Source organism: Paenibacillus sp. NPDC057886 (genome assembly GCF_042796655.1).
GTDB lineage: Bacteria > Bacillota > Bacilli > Paenibacillales > Paenibacillaceae > Paenibacillus.
Window position 1 is genome coordinate 366198 of the sequence record NZ_JBHVMZ010000006.1, and the last position, 21664, is coordinate 387861.

Sequence of the window (21664 nt, forward strand, 5' to 3'; positions counted from 1 at the left end):
GAGCACTCATAAATGTGGAAATACATTTTAGTATGAAATCAATTCTATGAACTCTATGAGAGGCATAAGAATGAATGAAGCAGCTTTTATACCTAATTCACATACCGGGAAATCGGTTATGCGGACGGTTATTTTAGGATGTTGTTAGGAGGGTATTATAGCATGACTGCAGTGAGACAGGATGCTTGGAGTACAGAGGACGATTTGATTTTGGCTGAGGTTACTTTGCGTCATATTCGGGAAGGAAGTACACAACTGGCTGCTTTTGAAGAGGTTGGCGAAAAAATAGGCAGAACTTCTGCCGCTTGCGGTTTTCGCTGGAACAGCTGTGTACGTAAGAAGTATGAGTCTGCTATTAGCAATGCTAAGGCTCAACGACAAAAACGGAGTTATCTCCGCAAACAACCGGCTTTGCTTGGACCACAAGTAGCAGCTTTGGCCACCCTGGATACAGAAGAAAATCTGTACAAAGCGGATGGGATTTCGGAAGACTCTCTATCCATTGATGCAGTTATACGATTCTTGCGGCAATGGAAGGGAACTGTACAGGAAAATGGTCGCCAGCTTAAAATGCTTGAGAAAGAGCTTCGTGAAAAAGAGGATGAACTTCATGAACTGCGTTGCGAGAATGATCGTCTGTCCAAGGAAGTAAATGAAGTACAGACCGATTATCGTGTTGTAAACGACGATTATAAAGCACTGATTCAGATTATGGATCGTGCTCGCAGACTCGCATTTCTGACAGAAGAAGAAGAGGAACTTAAAACGAGATTCAAAATGGATGCCAACGGGAATCTGGAACGAATTGAATAAAAGCAAAATATGTCTGATGATCAGCATTAGATTAGAGCCTGTCACACCTCCGTTACATAACGGTAGGTATGATGGGTTTTTTGTTTGCTGTTTTTGTTCTATTATAGATAAAAGCAACTATTGGAGCAGAGGTAGGGATGCAGTATGATCATTGACGTTGTAGGATCAGGGTCACTGGGTCTTTTGTATGGAGGAAAGCTTCAGGACGCAGGCAACGAGGTTCGATTTTGGACCAGAACGGCTGAACAGGCGAATAAACTGAGTATAGAAGGATTTAAGGTCGTTGAACGGGAGAAAACCATCCAGATTACACCTGATCATATCCAGGTCAAGCCGATTACGGAGTTAACCCGAGTGTGGGAACACTCACCTGGAGATTGGCTACTATTAATGGTGAAACAGACAGCGATACATGATGTTATACGTGAAATTGGTTCATTGAAGACGCGAGTGCCCAACATCGCATGTTTCCAAAATGGGGTTGGGCATCTGGATCATGTGCAATCCAATTTGCCACATTCCAATATATACAGCGTCATAACCACAGAAGGGGCGAAGCGTCAGCAAGATGGGGTCATTCGTGCAGGTATAGGAGAGACCTGGTTGGGCAAAAGTGCAGATGTACGTGTCTCATCTCTAACGCCAATGGATCAAGATGAACCCATTCGTTTACAGGGACTTTTGCAGCAGGCAGGATTTGGCTGTACAGTGTCGAATGAAATCGATAAGCTGATTTATAGGAAGTTGTTAATCAATGCTGTCATTAATCCTCTTACCGCGATATGGCGTATTCCTAACGGTGAGTTAATTACAAGGGAAGAGCGAATCGTGTTTATGCGTCAGCTGTGCAATGAGGCATTGGCAGTATACGAAGCAAGCGGAATACTTCTTGATGTGGATGTGTGGGAACAAATCCTCTCCGTCTGTCGTTCCACAGCCTCGAATACATCCTCCATGCTGTCGGATGTTCTGCATGGACAACAAACGGAGGTGCAATCCATTAACGGGCAAATCGTAAGCATGGCGTGTCGGTGTGGCCTGTCTGCTCCGATGCATGAAATACTGCTTCATCTGATTGAAGGTATGCAACCGGAAGGAGTGAGTTAATGGGATTTTTTATTGTGCTGAGCATACTGCCGTTCTTTCCGTTCTTTCTTGTTTATTGGATCATGTATGGATGGAAGAAAGATAAGCGTGTGGCGTTGCGATCGGCAATGGATGTGACAACCTTATTCCTTATATTCTCTGTATCGGCGTTATTCAACTTAACATTTGATTCGAATTTTGGATTTTATTTAACACTTTTACTCATACTAATAGCCCTTGGATTCATCGGAGGGGCACAAAATCGACTCAAAGGTAAGGTCGATGGGGGTAGAATGTTCCGGGCCGTTTGGCGCATGGCTTTTGTCATAATGAGTTTTGGGTATGTTTTGTTTACTATATTTGGATTATTTAGATACTTCATGAAACAGATGTGAGGATACATAACGCAAAAGGGCTAAAAAATGTGTCGATTTTGTCGAAAACTGAAAAAAACATTACTTTCTGAAAAAGTAATGTAGATTTTTTTGACCGGTGGTTGTATAATCTATAAACATATACCACATCAATTTAGGGGGAAAGTGTTAGATGAAAAGGAAAAGTCTATTAGTCCTTTTGACGCTGATTTTGGCGTTCGGTACCGTACTTGCAGCGTGCGGATCGAAAAACGAAGGCACAGGTAACACCGATACTGGTTCTGCAACCGAAGGAAATGGTCTTGCTAAAGATCAAGTCCTGAAAATTAACCTGTCAGCTGAACCTCCTACGTTAGACCCGGCTCAAGCAAAAGACAGCCAAACCAACACTGTTCTGAAATTCTTGTATGAAGGTCTTGTGCGTATCGACGCTGATGGCAAAGAAGCTCCAGGCGTTGCTAAAGACTGGACAATCTCCGAAGATGGTCTGAAATATGTTTTCAACCTGAACCCGGATGCTAAATGGAGCAACGGTGATGCAATCACTGCCGAAGACTTTGTACGTTCTTGGGAACGTGCGTTGAAACCGGAAACAGCTTCTCCATATGCTTACCAATTGTACTACATTAAAGGTGCTGAAGGTTACAACCTGAGCAAAGACGAAACATATAAAGGTACTAAAATCACAGACTTCTCTCAAGTAGGTGTTAAAGCTACTGATGAGCACACGCTGGAAGTAACGTTGGAAAACCCAACACCTTACTTCTTGGGTCTGACAGCATTCTACACGTACTACCCAGTACACAAGTCTGCTGACACGAATGACAAATTCTTCACAGACTACAAAAACATGATCGTTAACGGACCATTCACAATGGATCAATACGCTAAGGGTCAAAAAATCGTCGTGAAGAAAAACGAAAGCTACCATGCAGCTTCTGACATCAAATTGTCTGAAATCAACATGTCCCTGACAAACAGCAGTGCTTCCGAACTGCAAGCTTACAAGTCTGGACAATTGGACTACACAGGCGCACCTAACGGTGAAATTCCTTCCGACCAAATTCCTTCTGTAAAAGCGGAATTGCCGGACGAGTTTAAAGCTACTGGTATTGCAAGTACGTACTACTACCAGTTCAACGTTAATGAAGCTCCATTTAACAACGTTAAAATCCGTAAGGCTTTTGCAATGTCAATCGAGCGTCAATTGATCGTTGACAAAGTAACACAAGGTGGACAAATTCCAGCTTTCGGCTTTGTACCTCCAGGTATCCGCGGTGAAAACGGCGAATTCCGTGATGAGCACAAAGATGACTACTTCACTGAAAACGTAGAAGAAGCTAAAAAATTGCTTGCTGAAGGTATGAAAGAAGAAGGCTACACAACATTGCCAGCAGTAACATTGATCTATAACACTAGTGATGGTCACGCGAAAATCGCTCTTGCTGTTGCTGATATGTGGAAGAAAAACCTTGGTGTTGACGTGAAAACGGAAAACCAAGAGTGGGGCGTATTCCTTGAGAACCGTCAAAACCAAAACTTCCAAATCGCTCGTGCGGGCTGGTCTGCTGACTACAACGATCCGTACAACTTCTTGGAAATGTGGACTACTGGAAACACAAACAATGATTCCAAATTCAGCAACGAACAGTATGACAAAGATGTTAAAGAGACTGTAAAATCTGCAGATCCAGCTACTCGTATGGCTGCTTTTGCTGACGCTGAGAAAATCCTGATTCAAGATGAAATGGGCGTATTGCCGATCTATTACTACACTAACGTATCTTTGACTAAGCCTTACCTGAAAGGCGTACAACTTGATTTCAGTGGAGCTATTGACTTCACTCGTGCATATCTGGAAGAGAAATAAGTTGTTCTGAAGTCTATATGATTACTTCGGGATATATATGTGGAATTCCATATATATCCCGATTTTTTTGTATGTGCACCGATTTTCCTTATAATTCTTGAAATTTCCGATAAATGGATTGGACATTATTCTTGTCTAATTCTACAATCGATTTGTATACAAAATATTGTTTGTGGAGGTGTGCAAGGGTTGGTTAAGTACGTGCTGAAAAAACTGCTATTTATGCTGCTATCGCTTTTCATACTCGCATCAGCAACCTTCTTCCTGATGAAGGCCATTCCGGGTGACCCTTTTACATCCGAGAAAAAAGTATCACCTGAAATCCGGGCACTTTTGGAAGTGAAGTATGGTTTGGACAAACCGATGTATGAACAATACCTGAAGTATATGGGTGGAATCATAAAAGGTGATTTCGGGGTTTCTATGAAATACCTGAATCAAGATGTAACTGGTATGATCACTCAAACGTTTACAGCATCGCTGAAGCTAGGAATCTTTGCGATTATTATCTCAATTGTTGTGGGTGTCTTGTTGGGGCTTATTGCCGCAGTGTACCATCGCAAGTTGATTGATGATATTACGATGATTCTGGCTGTTATCGGGATTGCTGTACCGAGTTTCTTGCTCGCATCCCTGGTGCAATATGTTTTTGCATTCAAACTCGGCTGGTTTAACGTTATGGGCTTCGATGGCCCACTCGACTATGTGCTTCCGGTTGCAGCCTTGTCTGCATCACCAATTGCCTTTATCGCACGTTTGACGCGTTCAAGTATGTTGGAAGTGCTGCATGCAGATTACATCAAGACTGCCAAAGCCAAAGGCTTGAAATGGCCGGCTATTATGTTTAGACACGTTTTACGGAACGGTATTCTGCCAGTCGTTACTTATGTTGGTCCAATGACAGCGAATATTATTACAGGTTCCGTTGTTATTGAACAGATCTTTAATATTGGTGGGATTGGTAAAGTATTCGTAGAAAGTATTACGAATCGTGATTATACGATGATTATGGGGATCACAATCTTCTATGGTATTCTCTTGATGCTTGCACGTTTCCTTACGGATATTGCTTACGTGCTGATCGATCCTAGAATTAAGCTAGAAAGCCGGAAGGGGGCATAACGTTGTCTGGCACGAATAACAACAATAATGAAACGGTGAACACAGGCCTGGATAGTCAGGCAGCGTTGAAATCGCAAGAGAGTGTATCGCTATTCAAAGACGCTATGTATAGACTTGCAACCAACAAGGCCGCTATGATTAGTTTGGCTGTTCTAGTCCTTGTTGTCATTTTCTCTATGATTGGTCCAACTTCGTTGTTCTCAAGCTATAATTATTATTCCAATGATTTGTTGAATGCCAATGCTGCACCGAGTGCAGAACACTGGTTTGGAACAGATGAACTGGGTCGTGATGTATGGGTAAGAACCTGGGTAGGTGCACGTGTGTCTCTTACTGTAGGTTTAGCTGCTGCTTTAATTGACCTTGTCATCGGGGTAATTTATGGAGCTATTATGGGCTTCTACGGTGGACGTGTTGACGGCATCATGAACAAGTTCTCCGAGATCTTGTACTCCCTGCCTTACATGCTCGTTGTTATCTTGTTGCTGGTTGTATTGGAGCCAAGTCTGACAACGATTATCATTGCACTTACCATCACAGGCTGGATCAGTATGTCCTGGATTGTGCGTGGTGAGATTATGCAACTCAAAAACAGAGACTTTATTCTTGCTGCACGTTCCATGGGCGCAAGCACTGGGCGTCAACTCTTCCGTCATTTGTTGCCAAATGCTGTCGGACCAATTCTCGTTACATTGACGTTGTCCATTCCAAATGCCATCTTCGCAGAAGCGTTTCTGAGCTTCCTCGGATTGGGTGTATCTGCACCTAAATCCTCTCTTGGATCTATGATCAATGATGCACTTACAGGCTGGACGCTGTATCCTTGGCGGATGTGGTTCCCTGCAGGTTTGATGGTTATGACAATGCTCGCATTTAACTTGCTTGGTGACGGCTTGCGCGACGCGCTTGATCCGAAATTACGTAAATAGAAATAGGAGGTGGGATTATGGAGCCGATTTTAACAGTCAAAGACCTGAGTGTGTCATTTACGACGCGTTCTGGTGAGTTTGATGCCGTTAAAAATGTGAGTTTTGAACTTGGCAAAGGAGAGACGCTGGGGATCGTAGGTGAATCTGGTAGTGGTAAGAGTGTTACTGCCCAAACCATCATGAAATTGATTCCCTCCCCGCCTTCGAAGGTCAAAAGCGGAGAAATTACTTTTCACGGGCAGGACCTGCTGAATAAGACAGATAAACAGATGGAAGCCATCCGTGGTAAAGATATCGGCATGATCTTCCAGGATCCAATGACTTCTTTGAATCCTACCATCAAAATTGGTAAGCAAATTACCGAGGTACTGCGCAAGCATCAGAATATGTCCAAAAAAGAAGCTGAAAAAAGCGCATTGGAAATGCTCGAACTTGTAGGCATCAAAAATGCGGAAGTGCGCATGAACCATTACCCGCACCAATTTTCCGGTGGTATGCGCCAGCGTGCTATGATTGCGATTGCCTTGGCATGCCGTCCATCCCTTCTGATTGCGGATGAACCAACAACTGCACTCGACGTAACGATTCAGGCACAAATCTTGGATGTTATGAAAGACATGCAACAAAAGCTTGGAACTTCGATCATGCTTATCACGCATGACCTTGGAGTAGTCGCAGGAATGTGTGATCGTGTTGTCGTTATGAAGGAAGGCGAAGTTGTTGAAACCGGAACAACTGCTGAAATCTTCAGTAATCCTCAACATCCATACACGATTAAATTGCTGAATGCTCTTCCTCGTTTGGACGAGCCTAAAAAAGAAAAGCCTACTCCAGTTGGTATTATCAAAGGTGCCAACAAGCCGCTGGTTCAAGTGAAGAACCTGAAACAATACTTCAATTTGGGCAAAGGGAACATTCTCAAAGCGGTTAATGATGTTAGCTTTGATATTTTTGAAGGCGAAACACTTGGAGTTGTAGGGGAGTCTGGCTGTGGTAAATCCACAACTGGCCGTACAATTCTGCGCCTTTATGAGCCAACAGGCGGAAATGTTAACTTTAATGGAACGGATATTTACAAGCTGTCTCCGCGCAAGATGAAAGAAATGCGTAAAGATATGCAGATGATTTTCCAGGATCCTTATGCATCCTTGAACCCACGTTTCAACGTTATGGATATTATCGGTGAATCTCTTGATATTCATGGTCTGGCATCAAGTAAGGCAGAGCGGAAGAGACGCGTTGAAGAATTGCTTGATCTTGTAGGTCTGAATCCTAGCCATGCACTCCGTTATCCACATGAATTCTCAGGTGGTCAAAGACAACGGATCGGGATTGCCCGTGCATTGGCCGTAGACCCTAAATTCATCATCTGTGATGAGCCATTGTCAGCATTGGACGTGTCCATTCAGGCTCAGGTCGTTAATTTGCTTGAAGAACTTCAGCAACGCCTCGGCTTGACATACCTGTTCATTGCGCATGACTTGTCCATGGTTAAACATATCAGTGACCGTGTAGCTGTAATGTACATGGGTAAAGTGGTGGAGTTGGCAGAAAGTGAAGAACTTTATGCTAATCCGATTCACCCTTACACCAAAACATTGCTGTCTGCGATCCCTGTACCTGATCCGGAAGTAGAAGCGAGCAAACGTCGCATTTTGCTGCCAGAAGAACAAGCACTTAAGAATGGATCTGGTGGTCCTGTAAATGATCCATACAACCTGCAGAACGCTCAATTGATTGAGGTATCCAAAGGTCACTGGGTTGCAGAACCTTACGTATAAAAAGTACAAATTTCATTTGGACTTATCCATGAATATCAAACCGCCGACTTTGTTCGGCGGTTTTTTATTTTTTGATGCACTTTCTTTTGACGAAGAGGGCTCTCATTCGGTACAATCAAGAAAGGCTCTTTGAAGCAGAATAGGAGGCAGACCTCATGAAAGGTACTACCGAGGCACTCCGCAGCGGAACGCGACTTGCAGAAGACTATGTCTGTTCAAGGGACGCTGCGCGTGGCCTTTACGAGTATGACATTCGCTGGGAATCGGGGCTTCATACGCGTGCCGAGTGGCTGGACCAATCGGAGAACACACGTATTCCTCGTCAACGTCTGGCAGAGTATCTACGTATATATAATAAACGTGTGAACGATCACGGTGCAGTCCATGAATCCATCACACGTCTCGCGGAACAAGATGCGTTGGTTGTTACGGGAGGGCAGCAAAGCGGCCTGCTTACAGGTCCGTTGTTTGTAATTTACAAAGCAGCAAGTGTGGTTGCAGCTGCGCGGGAAGCGGAGAACAGGCTACAGCGGCCGGTCGTTCCCGTTTTTTGGATTGCAGGTGAGGACCATGACTGGGATGAAGTCAACCACACATACTTGCCTGACGTCAGCGGGGACATGAAGAAGATCAAGTTACAAGGGCGGTTTGCAGGCAGGGATTCTGTGAGTTATGTTCATGTGGAAACGCAACAATGGATGACCGTGCTGGAGCAAATGGAGCATCTGTTACCGGATACGGTGCACAAACCAGGATTAATGAAGCTGGTTACAGAGATCCATCAGTCGAGTTCGAACCTGAGTGATGCGTTTGCCCGGTTAATCTCAGCATTGTTTGGCAGCAGTGGACTTATTCTGATGGATGCCGCAGATCCAGACCTGCGCAGGCTTGAGCAGCCTGTATTTGAGCGTTTGATTCGCGAAAATGGGACATTACGCCAAGCATATGCACAAGGTGCCTCCGCATTGGAACAAGCCGGATATGCCATGCCTGCTGAAGTCGCGGAAGATGGGGCCAATCTGTTTTACATACATGAAGGGGCTCGGTTGCTTCTGATGTTAAAAGACGGCTTGTACAGCGATCGTAAAGGTCTGGTTTCATTTACAGAAGAGCGACTGCTTCAGGAACTGGCTGAACATCCCGAGCGATTTAGCAACAATGTATTGACCAGGCCATTGATGCAAGATTCCATTTTACCTGTAGCGGCTGTTATCTTGGGTCAAGGTGAGATCGCGTATTGGGGATTGACGCGTGAAGCGTTTGGCCGTTTCGGGTTGCAGATGCCTATCTTGCTTCCACGTCTGTCCTTTACCATTATGGAAGATATTCATCACAAACATATGAAGCAGTACGGTCTTTCTTTCCAGGACGTTCAATATCATATGGAAGAAAAGAAGGAACAATGGCTGGCACAGCAGGAGACCTTCCAGGTCGATGAACAGTTTGAGCGCGTTCAGCAAGCATTTGCCGATCTATATCGTCCATTACTTGATCAGATCGCAGAGATCCATCCTGGTCTGGACCGAATTGGAGATACGAATGTAGGCAAGATCAGCGAACAGATGCAGTATCTGCAACAGCAGACCCACAAAGCCATTAAAGATAAACACAATGTGAGTCTAAGGCACTGGAACGGGATGCAAAACTCACTCTTTCCCATGAACAAACCACAGGAACGAGTACATAACGTACTCTTTTACCTGAACCGTTATGGGACCGAGTGGATTGGACAACTGATTGAAAGTCAGAACGAATTCCGTGGACAACACCAAGTGATCACATTGTAGTGACCTCTTAATAATAGAAGGAATAGATAATCGAGGAGGATGAGGAATGACTACCCCTGCATTGCAAAATAGTATCGTTAAGGATATGGGACTCGCTTCGGAAGGTCATCTGAAAATTGATTGGGTAGAAGCACATATGCCGGTGTTGAACCGTATTCGTCGCCAATTTGAACAGGATCTTCCGTTTAAAGGTTTGAAAGTAGCCATATGTCTTCACCTTGAGGCCAAAACGGCTTATCTGGCGAAAGTCATTCAAGCTGGTGGTGCAGAAGTGACGATTACACACAGCAATCCATTGTCAACACAGGACGATGTTTGTGCTGCTCTGGTGGAAGACGGCGTTACCGTGTATGCCAAACATAATCCTGACCCTGTAGAGTTCAAAGAACTGCAACTCCGTGCACTTGAAGTGAAACCTGATCTGATTATTGATGACGGTGGAGACTTTGCCACAATTATTGCATCTGAACGTCCTGATTTAGCTGCCACAATTCGTGGCGGAGCAGAGGAAACGACAACGGGCATCATTCGTCTGAAAGCTTTGGCGAAAGAAGGACAATTGCGTTTCCCAATGGTTGCAGTCAATGACGCTTATTGCAAGTACTTGTTTGATAACCGTTACGGTACAGGTCAGTCTGCATTCGATGGTATCATCCGTACAACCAATCTGGTCGTTGCAGGAAAGAACGTAGTTGTAGCGGGTTATGGATGGTGTGGTAAAGGTGTAGCGATGCGTGCCAAAGGGCTCGGAGCAAATGTTATCGTAACTGAAATTGATCCTATTAAAGCCGTAGAAGCACATATGGATGGATTCCGTGTCATGACGATGGTGGAAGCTGCAAAATTGGGTGATTTCTTCATCGCTGTTACCGGCAATAAAGATGTGATCACTGGAGAGCATTACGATGTGATGAAGGATGGAGCAATCCTGAGTAATGCGGGTCACTTTGACGTGGAAGTAAACAAACCTGAACTTGCTAAACGTTCCGATTCGATTCGTACCGTACGCCGCAACATTGAAGAATATCGCTTCAAGGATGGTCGTAAGATGTATTTGCTGGCTGAAGGACGTCTCGTAAACCTGGGTGCAGCTGATGGACATCCTGCCGAGATTATGGATACGACGTTTGCATTGCAAGCACTGGGTCTGCGTTATGTGAGCGAGAACTATGCGGAACTGGGTAAAACCGTTGTTAATGTACCTTATGACATTGACCAACAGGTTGCCAGCTACAAACTGGAAAGCCTCAATATTGCCATCGACTCCTTGTCCGCCGAGCAGGAAAAATATCTGGACAGCTGGAAATTCTAAAAGTCATCCATTAATTACAAGCTGATTAAGTGCTTCAAAGGGTTTAAAATGGTTTATTAATGATATGGCTCATATGCGGGTGTACGTGCGATTGCCCGTAAACGGGAAACGTCTTTGATCCTGAGTGACAGGATCAAAGACGTTTTTTTGAGGTTGCGAGATTAAAAAAATAAAGCCCGCAAGAAGGGTTTTGATTTTTTTGTGCGAATCTATTATGCTTAGGTGGTGGAAAGTGGGGCAAAGTGGGAGAAACGGGTGAGGAGTGAGTGGGCCAATGTTTATGGGGGAGTTCCAACATAGCATTGATGATAAGGGTCGGGTTATTATTCCGGCTAAATTCCGCGAATCTCTGGGACCGTCTTTCGTTGTCACACGGGGTTTGGACCAGTGTCTTTTCGTGTACCCCATGGAGGAGTGGGGGGTCATGGAACAGAAGCTCAAAGCACTGCCGTTGATGAAATCCGATGCACGTGCGTTTACCCGATTTTTTTTCTCGGGTGCCACCGAATGTGAATTGGACAAACAGGGCAGGGTAAATTTGCCGGGCAATCTTAGAGAGTATGCCAAGCTGGACAAGGATTGCGTTGTTCTTGGCGTGTCGAACCGGGTGGAGATTTGGAGCAAAGGCATATGGGAGAGTTATTTCAATCAATCCGAAGAAGCATTCAACGACATTGCCGAAAAGCTGGTCGATTTTAATTTTGATCTATAAAGTCAGGAGGGGTGCAGGTTGTTTCACCACATAACCGTACTCAAAGAAGAGGCAACAGAGGGTTTAAACATCAAGCAGGACGGTATATACGTGGACTGCACTTTAGGCGGTGGCGGACATAGCTCCGTAATTGCATCCAAGCTCGGTCCAGGGGGGCGTTTGATTGCACTGGATCAAGATGATTGGGCTTTGGATAACGCACGTGAAAAATTGGCTCCATATGGAGAGCGAATTACATTGGTGAAAACCAATTTCCGTGATCTCGAACAGGTACTGAAAGAACTGGATGTACCGATGAAGGATGGCGTGCCACAGGTAGATGGTATTTTGTACGATTTGGGGGTATCATCGCCGCAATTCGACGAAGGAGAACGTGGATTTAGCTACAATCACGATGCTCCGTTGGATATGCGTATGGATCAGGACGCATCCCTAACCGCTAAAGAAATTGTTAACGAATGGCCGGAAGAGGAGATTGCCCGCATTTTGTATCGCTATGGTGAAGAGAAATTCTCTAGAAGAATTGCTCGTGTCATTGTTGAAAAACGGAAGCAGTCCACAATTGAGACTACTGGCGAACTGGTGGAGTTAATCAAAGAAGGGATTCCAGCGGCGGCTCGTCGTACCGGAGGACATCCTGCGAAACGCAGCTTTCAGGCATTGCGAATTGCGGTTAATGATGAGCTGGGCGCGTTCGAAGAAGCGTTACATCAGGCCGTTCGGTGCTTGGCACCAGGCGGACGTGTATCTGTTATTACTTTTCACTCCCTTGAGGACCGAATTTGCAAACAGATTTTTAGCAGTTATCTGGAGAAATGTACATGCCCTCCCGATTTCCCGTTGTGTGTTTGCGGAGGTAAGGGTGTCATGCGTTTAGTGAACAGAAAGCCGCTGATTCCAACGGAAACGGAACTGGCCGAAAACTCCCGTGCTCGTTCAGCGAAGCTGCGCGTAGCCGAGAAACTGTAAATCAAGAGCGGAGGAGAGAGTCGGAGTATGGCATATACACGTGGTAATCTGGCAGTGAAAGAAAAAGCGTCCCAAGAACGTGTGACCCAGCAACGGTACAAGGAAACCACCAAAGTGGTGACCCGTCGTACCGGCCTTCCGGCACGCGAGAAATTTTTGTATCTGATTACTCTGATTGCAGTCATTGTTGTGGGTGGTGTTATGATGTCGCGTTACGCTCACATCTATGATCTGAATAAGCAGGCACAGACGACGTTGTCTGACGTGAGAGATGCAGAGAAAACCATTGCAGATCTGCAAGTGGAAAAAGAAAAACTAAACAATCTGGTCATCGAGAATGCTCGCAAACTTGGTTACGTTGAGGCTTCCGGCAAGGATGTCATTTTTGTACCTCGCTCAACAAGTACAACGAACTCGACAGGTACTGAAACGTCCTCGGATACAGCAAATAAGTAGAACATTTTGTATCAATTCATACAAAATGCTGAAGCAAAAGAGGTGTACCGATGGTAAAAAGAATAAAGATGCGCACGCTGCTTATAGGGGGATGTATTACCCTCTTTTTTCTTGTATTAATAACCCGCATCTTTTTTATTCAGGTTGTTAATGGCGGTATTTGGCAGGAGCGAGCGGCTGGTCTGGTCGAACGCGAACAAACCATCAAGGCTAGTCGCGGGACAATCACAGATCGCAATGGTAACATTCTGGCGGCAGATGCGCCTGCGTATACGGTGTCTGTAAACCCGGAGATGATTAATAAGCTTGGAATTGAAGATGTGGTTATTGACAAATTATCTGGTTTATTGGGGAAGAACGAGAGTGAAATGCGCGCCCTTGTAACAGCCAAAAAGGAAGATGGGACATTCTTCCAACAACGTGAAGTGCGTAGTGAAGGGTATAAAATTAACCCTGAACTCGCTGCTAAAGTAGAAGAATTTCGCGAAAAACTGCAGGATGATTACAAGGCTAAAAACGCGATTGTTATGACACAGGAGTCGAAGCGATATTATCCGGAAGAAACGCTCGCCTCTCATCTGCTGGGATACATGAGCCGTGATGGCAAGGCTGTTAACGGACTTGAGGTCTCGTATGATGAACAGCTTACAGGTACAGATGGTTATCTGAACTATCAGAAGGATGCCAAAGGTATTAAGCTTCCTGATTCCCAGGATAGCTATCTTCCTCCGCAAAACGGGAACAATCTGAAGCTGACGATCGATGATACAATTCAGTACTACATCGAAGATGCAATGAAAGAAGCGGTAGCTCAGTACAATCCACTGAGCATGACTGTCATTGCAGCAGATCCTAACACAATGGAAATCTTAGGAATGGCTAATTGGCCAACCTTTAATCCTAATACGTATGGGGAAACGCCGGATCAGAAAAATTTTATCAACCATGCCATACAATCCATCTATGAACCAGGGTCTACTTTTAAAATTGTTACTCTGGCGGGTGCGGTTGAAGAGAAGCTGTTTGATCCGAATGCCACGTTTGAATCCAAGCGGGTCTATATCGGTGGATATCCCATCAGTGATAATGGTCACGCCTATGGCCGAATTTCCTATTTGGAAGGTGTCAAACGTTCAAGTAACATTGCGTTTGTTAATCTGGGCTATAACATGCTTGGCGGTGAACGTTTGCGTCATTACATAGACCAATTCGGCTTTGGTAAAAAGACGGGCATCGATCTGCCGAGTGAATCGGCTTCACCAATCAAGCCTCTGGTTTATAAATCGGAAATTGCCACAGCAGCATACGGTCACGGTCTTGTACAGGTAACGCCGATCCAGCAGGTAGCAGCCATTTCGGCCATTGCCAACGGAGGCAAACTTATGGAACCGCATCTGGTAAAGGAAATTATTAACCCGAATGACGGTACATCAGAAGTGATCAAGCCGAAGGTTGTTCGTCAGGTCATTTCCAAGGAGTCTTCCAAACTGGTGAGCGGGTATCTGGAACAGGTTGTAGCCGACCAAACGATTGGTACAGGGCGCAATGCTTATATCGAAGGATACCGCGTGGCAGGTAAAACGGGTACTGCTAGAAAAGTCGTAAACGGGGAATACAGTAAATCCAAAGACGTCGTTTCGTTTATCGGATTTGCACCTGTAAATAATCCCAAAATTGCGATGTTGATTGTGATTGACCAGCCTGACGGTTCCAATATTGGTGGCGGTACTGCAGCTGCTCCGGTATTCAAGAAGATTGTGAGCCAGACTCTTCAGTATATGGGAGTTCCCAAAGATACAGTAAAGACCACTGACAAAAAGTCAAAAACAACGCCGGTCGTTCAAGCTAAAGCTCCTGATCTCTCAGGTAAGACTGCCAAACAGGCTAGAAGCCAACTATTGAACGCAGGAATTGCCTATGAGACGCTTGGTCAAGGTGAAAATGTCATTCGCCAGTATCCTGTGGCGGGTGCAGCCATGAATCCTGGCCAACGAGTCTACCTGTTGACCGAAGAGAGCAGCAAAATGAAGATCCCTGATCTGACTGGCGAATCTCTACGAGATGCACTTGAAGTGCTCTCCCTCATGAAAGTGGGCGTGACCGTTAAAGGTGAAGGATATGTGGTGAAGCAAACGGAGCAGGTGGCAGGCGAACAGAGAACGGTTGAGCTTGTGCTGCAGACGGCCAAAGCGGCAGTTACCGGTATAGCAGATGAAGCTCCCGAGTCTTCTGATCCAGCATTAGGAGACGAGGCTAACAATCAGGGAGCAGCTGATGGAACGGGGAACACCGAAGAAACGGGCAAAACGGATACTACAAATCCACCTTCAAATGAGACAAAATCGTCTGATAACACATCGGACGAGGCTTCGCTTCCATAGAGATCACAGACAGCTTGTTCTAACCCCCGGTTGTCCTGAATATTCATGAATTGAACACAATCATGATTTTGGGACGAGTGGGGGGATCTTTTCGTGAAGGGGTCAAGCGTAAATCTGCGGCGCAGGTTGTTATGGAGTTTAGTGATTTTAGTTCTGTTATTCTCAGCCTTGGTGATCAGGCTTGCTTATGTACAGTTAGGGAAAGGGCCGGAACTATCTGCGAAAGCGGAAGAGTCTTGGCGGCGGAATATTCCGTATTCAGCCAAACGGGGAGAGATCCTGGATCGAAATGGAACCTCTCTCGCCTACAATATAACCACACCAACCATTATGGCGATTCCTGCCCAGGTGAAGGAAGCGGAGACAACAGCAAGAGCACTGGCTCCTTTACTGGGTATGACCGAAGAGAAAGTGCTGGCAACCATCAAGAAAAGAGAACTAATTGTACGACTACAACCCGGTGGCCGCAAAATTACGATGGAGAAGGCTCAGCACATCCGTGATTTGAAGCTTCCGGGTATCGTTGTTGCTGAGGATAATAAACGCTTTTATCCTTATGATGATCTGGCAGCACATATTCTTGGTTTTACGGGCATTGATAATCAGGGCTTAACGGGTGTAGAGAAAAAGTATGATGATAAGCTGAACGGTTTGAATGGCAGTGTGTCCTACTTGTCCGATGCGGCCGGAAGGCTTATGCCGGGCTCATCTGAGAAGTATGTGGAACCAAAGGATGGTCTGAACCTGAAGCTGACTATTGATAAATCGATTCAGTCCATCATGGAACGCGAGCTGGATCAGGCTATGGTCAAGTTCCAGGCCAACTCGGCGCTTGCCATTGCAATGAACCCTAAAACGGGTGAAATCCTTGGCATGGCCAGTAGACCCGGATACGAACCAGCCGATTATCAGCAATATCCGGCCGATGTATACAACCGGAATTTACCGATCTGGATGACGTACGAACCAGGTTCAACGTTTAAAATTATTACGCTCGCAGCAGCACTTGAAGAGAAAAAAGTAAATCTGACGCAGGATCAGTTCTATGATCCCGGATTTGTTGAAGTTGGAGGCGCTCGGCTTCGTTGCTGGAAAAAGGGCGGCCATGGAAGTCAGACCTTCCTCCAAGTCGTGGAGAACTCCTGCAACCCTGGATTTGTTGCACTGGGTCAGAGACTGGGCAAAGAATTATTATTCTCCTATATTAAAGACTTCGGATTCGGCACCAAAACAGGCATCGATCTGAGTGGTGAGGCCAGCGGGATTCTGTTCAAACTGTCACGGGTCGGACCTGTGGAGCTTGCGACCACTGCTTTTGGCCAAGGGGTATCCGTTACACCGATTCAGCAAGTAGCGGCTGTGTCAGCAGCGATTAATGGTGGTAAACTATACAAGCCTTATGTTACGAAGGCATGGGTTCATCCGGAAACGGGTGAAGTGATGGAAGAGGCCAAGCCGGAACTGGTTCGTCAAGTCATCTCGGAAGATACGTCCAAGCAAGTACGTGAAGCACTTGAAAGTGTCGTTGCCAAGGGTACGGGACGTCCGGCGTTTATTGATGGATACCGGGTTGGCGGCAAAACGGGTACAGCCCAGAAGGTAATCAATGGACGTTATTCCTCTACCGAGCATATTGTATCCTTTATTGGTTTTGCTCCGGCGGATGATCCGCAGATTGTTGTGTATACGGCGGTGGATAACCCGAAAGGGATTCAGTTCGGCGGCGTGGTTGCCGCACCGATCGTACAGAACATTCTGGAGGATGCGTTGCATTATATGAATGTTCCGGTTCGGAAGGATCAGGTAGCCAAAGAATACAAGTATGGAGAAACCAAAATCGTGACGGTTCCCGATCTGACTGGAGCTACGGTCGAAGACCTGTATGAGGATCTGAATATGAACTTTATGCTGGCCAAATCCGGCAGTGGGAAATATGTCATTAACCAGGCTCCAAAGCCAGGAGCACGGGTTGATCAGGGTTCTACTATACGCATCTATATGGGTGATGTTCTGAATGATATTCATGATCATAGCAAGGAGGAAGGACAAGAGCCCTGATGGGGCTCTTGATCTCCACCGCAACAAAATGCACTGAGTTGCGTTTCATTAATTGGCTGTGTTGACGATATTAATGATTACAGAGAACTGTTGAAATTGAAGTAAACTTGGAAAAAGTGAGGTTATTCATGTGCTTTTAAAACAACTTTCATCAATGCTGACAACCGCCCGTATCATTGGCGAACCAAATACAGAATGTCAAAACCTACAGACAGATTCTCGCCAGGTACAACCGGGAGATCTGTTTATCTGTCTTCCAGGACATACGGTTGACGGACATGACTATGCCGAGAAGGCCGTAAATGCTGGAGCTGTCGCTCTGGTTGTGGAACGAGAGCTGGATCTGCCTGTTCCGCAGCTGCTCGTAAAAGACAGTCGTTTCGCTATGGCTGTACTGGCGGATTCCTTTTTTGACTCACCAAGCCGCAAGATGAATATGATTGGTGTAACGGGAACCAACGGGAAAACAACGACTACCTATTTAATTGAAAAAATCATGAGTGACTTTGGTCAAAAAACAGGATTAATCGGGACCATTCAAATGCGCTATGACGGGCGCACGTACCCGATGTCAGGCACTACACCGGAAGCACTTGATCTACAGCGCAGTCTGAATGATATGGTCCAAGCGGGCACGGACTGTTGTGTTATGGAAGTTTCCTCCCACGCTTTGGAGCAAGGGCGAGTGAAGGGGACGGAATTCCGTACGGCTGTATTTACCAATCTGACGCAGGATCATCTGGATTACCATCATTCTATGGAAGAATATCGCGGAGCCAAAGGTCTGTTCTTTGCACGGTTGGGTAACGGATATACAGCGGATGCTTCCAAGCGCAAATTTGCAGTGATTAACGCAGATGATCCCGCTGCAGCTTATTTTATATCTGTAACGGCAGCTGAAGTAATTACATACGGCATGGAGGAAAATGCGGATGTACGCGCATCCCAAATTTCAATCACCTCCCAGGGTACTTCTTTCCATGTAGATACATTCAGAGGCAGCACTGATATTCGTTTACGCATGGTAGGCAAATTCAATGTGTACAACGCAATGGCTGCCATCGCTGCTGCTCTGGTTGAAGACATTCCGCTGGAGGAGATCAAACGTAGCTTGGAGACGGTACCCGGCGTAGATGGACGTGTTGAGGCTGTTGACGAAGGTCAGTCATTTGCTGTCATTGTTGATTATGCTCATACCCCAGATGGCCTGGAGAACGTATTGCGGACGGTGAAGGAATTTGCTGAGGGCCGTGTGATCTGCGTATTTGGATGTGGTGGGGACCGAGATCGTACGAAGCGGCCTCTAATGGGCAAAATTGCAGCGAAGTATAGTGATATCGTATTTGTCACTTCCGATAATCCGCGGACAGAAGATCCCGATCTGATTCTTAAGGATATTGAACAAGGTCTGATTGAAGATGCCATTCAACCTGACCATTATACGATGATTGTGGATCGGCGCCAGGCGATTCACGAAGCTATTGAAATGGCAAGCCCTGCCGATGTAGTATTGATTGCGGGCAAGGGGCATGAGACCTATCAAATTATCGGCACAACCAAGACGGACTTTGACGATCGGATCATAGCGAAAGAAGCGATAAGGGGCAAATCCAATTGATAAAAAGAACATTGGCACAATTGGCCGAGATGTGTGGAGGAACACTAACTGACGTTGCTGCTTATGGTGATGTTGATGTTGAAGGTGTATTTACAGATTCGCGTAAGCCCGTTCAAGGCAGTCTCTTTATCCCGCTTGTTGGCGAAAGGTTTGACGGACATGAATTTGTGCAAACCTGTGTAGAGAAGGGCGCTACCGGGGCATTATGGCAAAAAGATCATGGAACTGCACCTCAAGGTGCTGTGATTATTGTGGAGGATACTCTTGTAGCATTGCAGGAGCTCGCGTCCTCCTATTTAAGAGAAAACAAGGCCTCCGTTGTAGGTATTACAGGCAGCAATGGAAAAACAACAACAAAGGATATTGTGGATGCCATTCTGTCAACCACGTTCAAAGTGCATAAGACCCAAGGTAACTTCAATAATCATATTGGTTTGCCGCTTACCGTACTTAGCATGGAACCGGACACTGAGATCGTAATTCTGGAGATGGGCATGAGCGGCCGAGGGGAGATCGAAGAATTGTCTTTAATCGCGCAGCCAGATGTCGCGATCATCACAAATATTGGTGAATCCCATCTACTTCAACTAGGATCTCGATTGGAGATTGCTCGGGCAAAAGTTGAAATTGCTGCTGGCATGAAACCAGGTGGGTTGCTGATATACAACGGCGACGAACCGTTGATTGAGCAGGTTCTGGCAGAGCCAGCTACTAAGCTGCCTGAAGGACTTCAGCAGTATACATTTGGCTTGCAGACTGATAATGATGATTATCCTACCGGAATTATGAATGTACAGAGCGGGGTCGCGTTTACCACCAAGCAGTCTGGAGAAGGTGCTCTCACACTGCCATTATTGGGGACACATAATGTGGTCAACTGTCTTGCTGCATTAGCAGTTGCCCGTCATTTCGGAGTGGCTGCTGAACAGATTGTAGCAGGACTGTCCCGTCTGAAATTAACCGGCATGCGAATCGAGGTTATTAACGGCGTCAGTGGTTTGACCATGCTCAATGATGCCTACAACGCTAGTCCAACCTCCATGAAAGCTGCTGTGGATGTGCTGGAGGGCCTCAAGGGGTATCGGATTAAAGTAGGCGTGCTTGGTGATATGCTTGAACTGGGGCCTCAGGAGCATGAACTCCATCGGGGAATCGGTGAATACATCACACCGGACAAAATGAATATGGTGCTGGCTTATGGCCCATTATCTGCAAGTATCGCAGAAGGGGCAAGACAAAACATGCCAGCGGAAGCTGTACACGCTTTTGAGAGCAAGGAAGAATTGACCCGATTTCTACTGGAGAATCTCCATTCCAGAGACGTTGTCTTGTTTAAGGCCTCCCGAGGCATGAAGCTGGAAGATGTGGTCGAAGCGCTAAAAATAGCTCCATTACAGAATAGAGTAGACTAGAGGGGTGAACCCATGGATTTTCAGGTATTACTGTTAACAATCGGTGTTTCATTTATTTTGGCGGTGATTGCCGCACCGCTCTTGATTCCATTGCTGCGTCGAATGAAGTTCGGACAGCAGGTTCGGGAAGATGGGCCACAGAGCCATCTGAAAAAAAGTGGAACACCTACAATGGGCGGAGTTGTCATTTTACTCGCGTTCACATTGGCCTTTTTGAAATTTTCAGCGGTCAAAAATACGGATTTTTACGTCCTGCTTGTGGCTACACTCGGTTTCGGTCTGATTGGCTTTCTGGATGATTACATCAAGATTGTATTCAAACGTTCACTGGGGCTAACGGCTAAACAAAAGATGATTGGTCAGTTGTTCTTCAGTGCCGTGATGTGCTACTTGCTGATCCAGAATGGACACAGCACAGCTATATCGATTCCAGGTACATCAGTCTCCTTTGACTGGACGGGATGGTTCTACTATCCGTTTGTGGTATTCATGATGCTTGCCATCACGAATGCAGTTAACTTTACCGACGGTCTGGACGGCTTGCTGTCCGGCGTGAGCGCCATTGCATTTGGAGCATTTGCCATTGTGGCCATGCAGGCAACATCCATGCCAGCAGCGGTATGTGCGGCGGCGATGATTGGTGCGGTACTGGGCTTCCTGGTATATAACGCACACCCGGCCAAAGTGTTTATGGGAGATACAGGCTCACTCGGAATTGGTGGTGCAATTGGTGCCGTTGCGATTGTGACGAAGACAGAACTTCTTTTTGTCATCATTGGCGGTATTTTCGTCATCGAAATCCTGTCCGTCATTATTCAAGTGGTATCATTCAAAACTCGTGGCAAACGCGTATTCAAAATGAGCCCGATTCATCATCACTTTGAACTGAGTGGCTGGTCGGAATGGCGAGTTGTCATTACTTTTTGGGCGGTGGGTGCCATTTTGGCCGCTCTTGGACTTTATCTCAACAAGGGGTTGTAAACA

The 21664-nt window shown here is 45.9% G+C and carries 17 protein-coding genes; all 17 read left to right on the forward strand.

The window, feature by feature from the left end:
• Positions 1-162: 162 nt before the first annotated feature.
• The 17 genes from ACFVQB_RS21840 to mraY all read left to right on the forward strand — a co-directional run bounded on the left by ACFVQB_RS21840 (position 163) and on the right by mraY (position 21661).
• Positions 163-813 (forward strand): RsfA family transcriptional regulator, encoded by a 651-nt coding sequence (locus tag ACFVQB_RS21840; protein WP_379443861.1) that lies wholly within the window; start codon positions 163-165, stop codon positions 811-813.
• A gap of 144 nt (positions 814-957) precedes the next feature.
• On the forward strand, positions 958-1920 hold the full coding sequence (locus tag ACFVQB_RS21845) for a ketopantoate reductase family protein (protein ID WP_379443863.1): 963 nt from the start codon (positions 958-960) through the stop codon (positions 1918-1920).
• A complete protein-coding gene (locus tag ACFVQB_RS21850; protein ID WP_379443865.1) occupies positions 1920-2294 on the forward strand; it encodes a DUF3397 domain-containing protein in 375 nt (124 codons plus the stop codon). Before ACFVQB_RS21845 ends, ACFVQB_RS21850 begins: the two co-directional genes overlap by 1 nt.
• A gap of 151 nt (positions 2295-2445) precedes the next feature.
• Complete coding sequence (locus tag ACFVQB_RS21855) at positions 2446-4143, forward strand: peptide ABC transporter substrate-binding protein (RefSeq protein ID WP_379443867.1); 1698 nt, start codon at positions 2446-2448, stop codon at positions 4141-4143.
• Between the two features lie 189 nt (positions 4144-4332).
• Positions 4333-5265 (forward strand): ABC transporter permease, encoded by a 933-nt coding sequence (locus ACFVQB_RS21860; RefSeq protein WP_379443870.1) that lies wholly within the window; start codon positions 4333-4335, stop codon positions 5263-5265.
• Between the two features lie 35 nt (positions 5266-5300).
• Positions 5301-6194: an ABC transporter permease gene (locus ACFVQB_RS21865; RefSeq protein WP_379444459.1), complete on the forward strand. Its 894-nt coding sequence runs from the start codon at positions 5301-5303 to the stop codon at positions 6192-6194.
• Between the two features lie 17 nt (positions 6195-6211).
• On the forward strand, positions 6212-7975 hold the full coding sequence (locus tag ACFVQB_RS21870) for an ABC transporter ATP-binding protein (RefSeq protein ID WP_379443872.1): 1764 nt from the start codon (positions 6212-6214) through the stop codon (positions 7973-7975).
• 155 nt (positions 7976-8130) lie between these two features.
• A complete protein-coding gene (bshC, locus tag ACFVQB_RS21875; protein ID WP_379443874.1) occupies positions 8131-9762 on the forward strand; it encodes a bacillithiol biosynthesis cysteine-adding enzyme BshC in 1632 nt (543 codons plus the stop codon).
• 46 nt (positions 9763-9808) lie between these two features.
• A complete protein-coding gene (locus ACFVQB_RS21880) occupies positions 9809-11074 on the forward strand; it encodes an adenosylhomocysteinase (RefSeq protein WP_076288121.1) in 1266 nt (421 codons plus the stop codon).
• Positions 11075-11348: 274 nt separating this feature from the next.
• Complete coding sequence (gene mraZ, locus ACFVQB_RS21885) at positions 11349-11786, forward strand: division/cell wall cluster transcriptional repressor MraZ (protein WP_017687291.1); 438 nt, start codon at positions 11349-11351, stop codon at positions 11784-11786.
• Between the two features lie 18 nt (positions 11787-11804).
• A complete protein-coding gene (gene rsmH / locus ACFVQB_RS21890; RefSeq protein WP_379443877.1) occupies positions 11805-12755 on the forward strand; it encodes a 16S rRNA (cytosine(1402)-N(4))-methyltransferase RsmH in 951 nt (316 codons plus the stop codon).
• Between the two features lie 27 nt (positions 12756-12782).
• Complete coding sequence (locus ACFVQB_RS21895; RefSeq protein ID WP_379443879.1) at positions 12783-13211, forward strand: hypothetical protein; 429 nt, start codon at positions 12783-12785, stop codon at positions 13209-13211.
• 50 nt (positions 13212-13261) lie between these two features.
• The gene (locus ACFVQB_RS21900; protein WP_379443881.1) at positions 13262-15592 is read left to right on the forward strand and encodes a penicillin-binding transpeptidase domain-containing protein; all 2331 of its coding nucleotides are present in this window, start codon (positions 13262-13264) and stop codon (positions 15590-15592) included.
• Positions 15593-15685: 93 nt separating this feature from the next.
• The gene (locus ACFVQB_RS21905; protein ID WP_379443883.1) at positions 15686-17650 is read left to right on the forward strand and encodes a stage V sporulation protein D; all 1965 of its coding nucleotides are present in this window, start codon (positions 15686-15688) and stop codon (positions 17648-17650) included.
• A 130-nt stretch (positions 17651-17780) separates the two neighbouring features.
• Entirely contained in the window at positions 17781-19268 is a 1488-nt protein-coding gene (locus ACFVQB_RS21910) for a UDP-N-acetylmuramoyl-L-alanyl-D-glutamate--2,6-diaminopimelate ligase (RefSeq protein WP_379443885.1), read from the forward strand.
• The gene (locus ACFVQB_RS21915; RefSeq protein WP_379444461.1) at positions 19268-20680 is read left to right on the forward strand and encodes a UDP-N-acetylmuramoyl-tripeptide--D-alanyl-D-alanine ligase; all 1413 of its coding nucleotides are present in this window, start codon (positions 19268-19270) and stop codon (positions 20678-20680) included. Before ACFVQB_RS21910 ends, ACFVQB_RS21915 begins: the two co-directional genes overlap by 1 nt.
• Before the next feature lie 12 nt (positions 20681-20692).
• The gene (gene mraY, locus ACFVQB_RS21920) at positions 20693-21661 is read left to right on the forward strand and encodes a phospho-N-acetylmuramoyl-pentapeptide-transferase (protein ID WP_109998727.1); all 969 of its coding nucleotides are present in this window, start codon (positions 20693-20695) and stop codon (positions 21659-21661) included.
• Positions 21662-21664 lie beyond the last annotated feature (3 nt).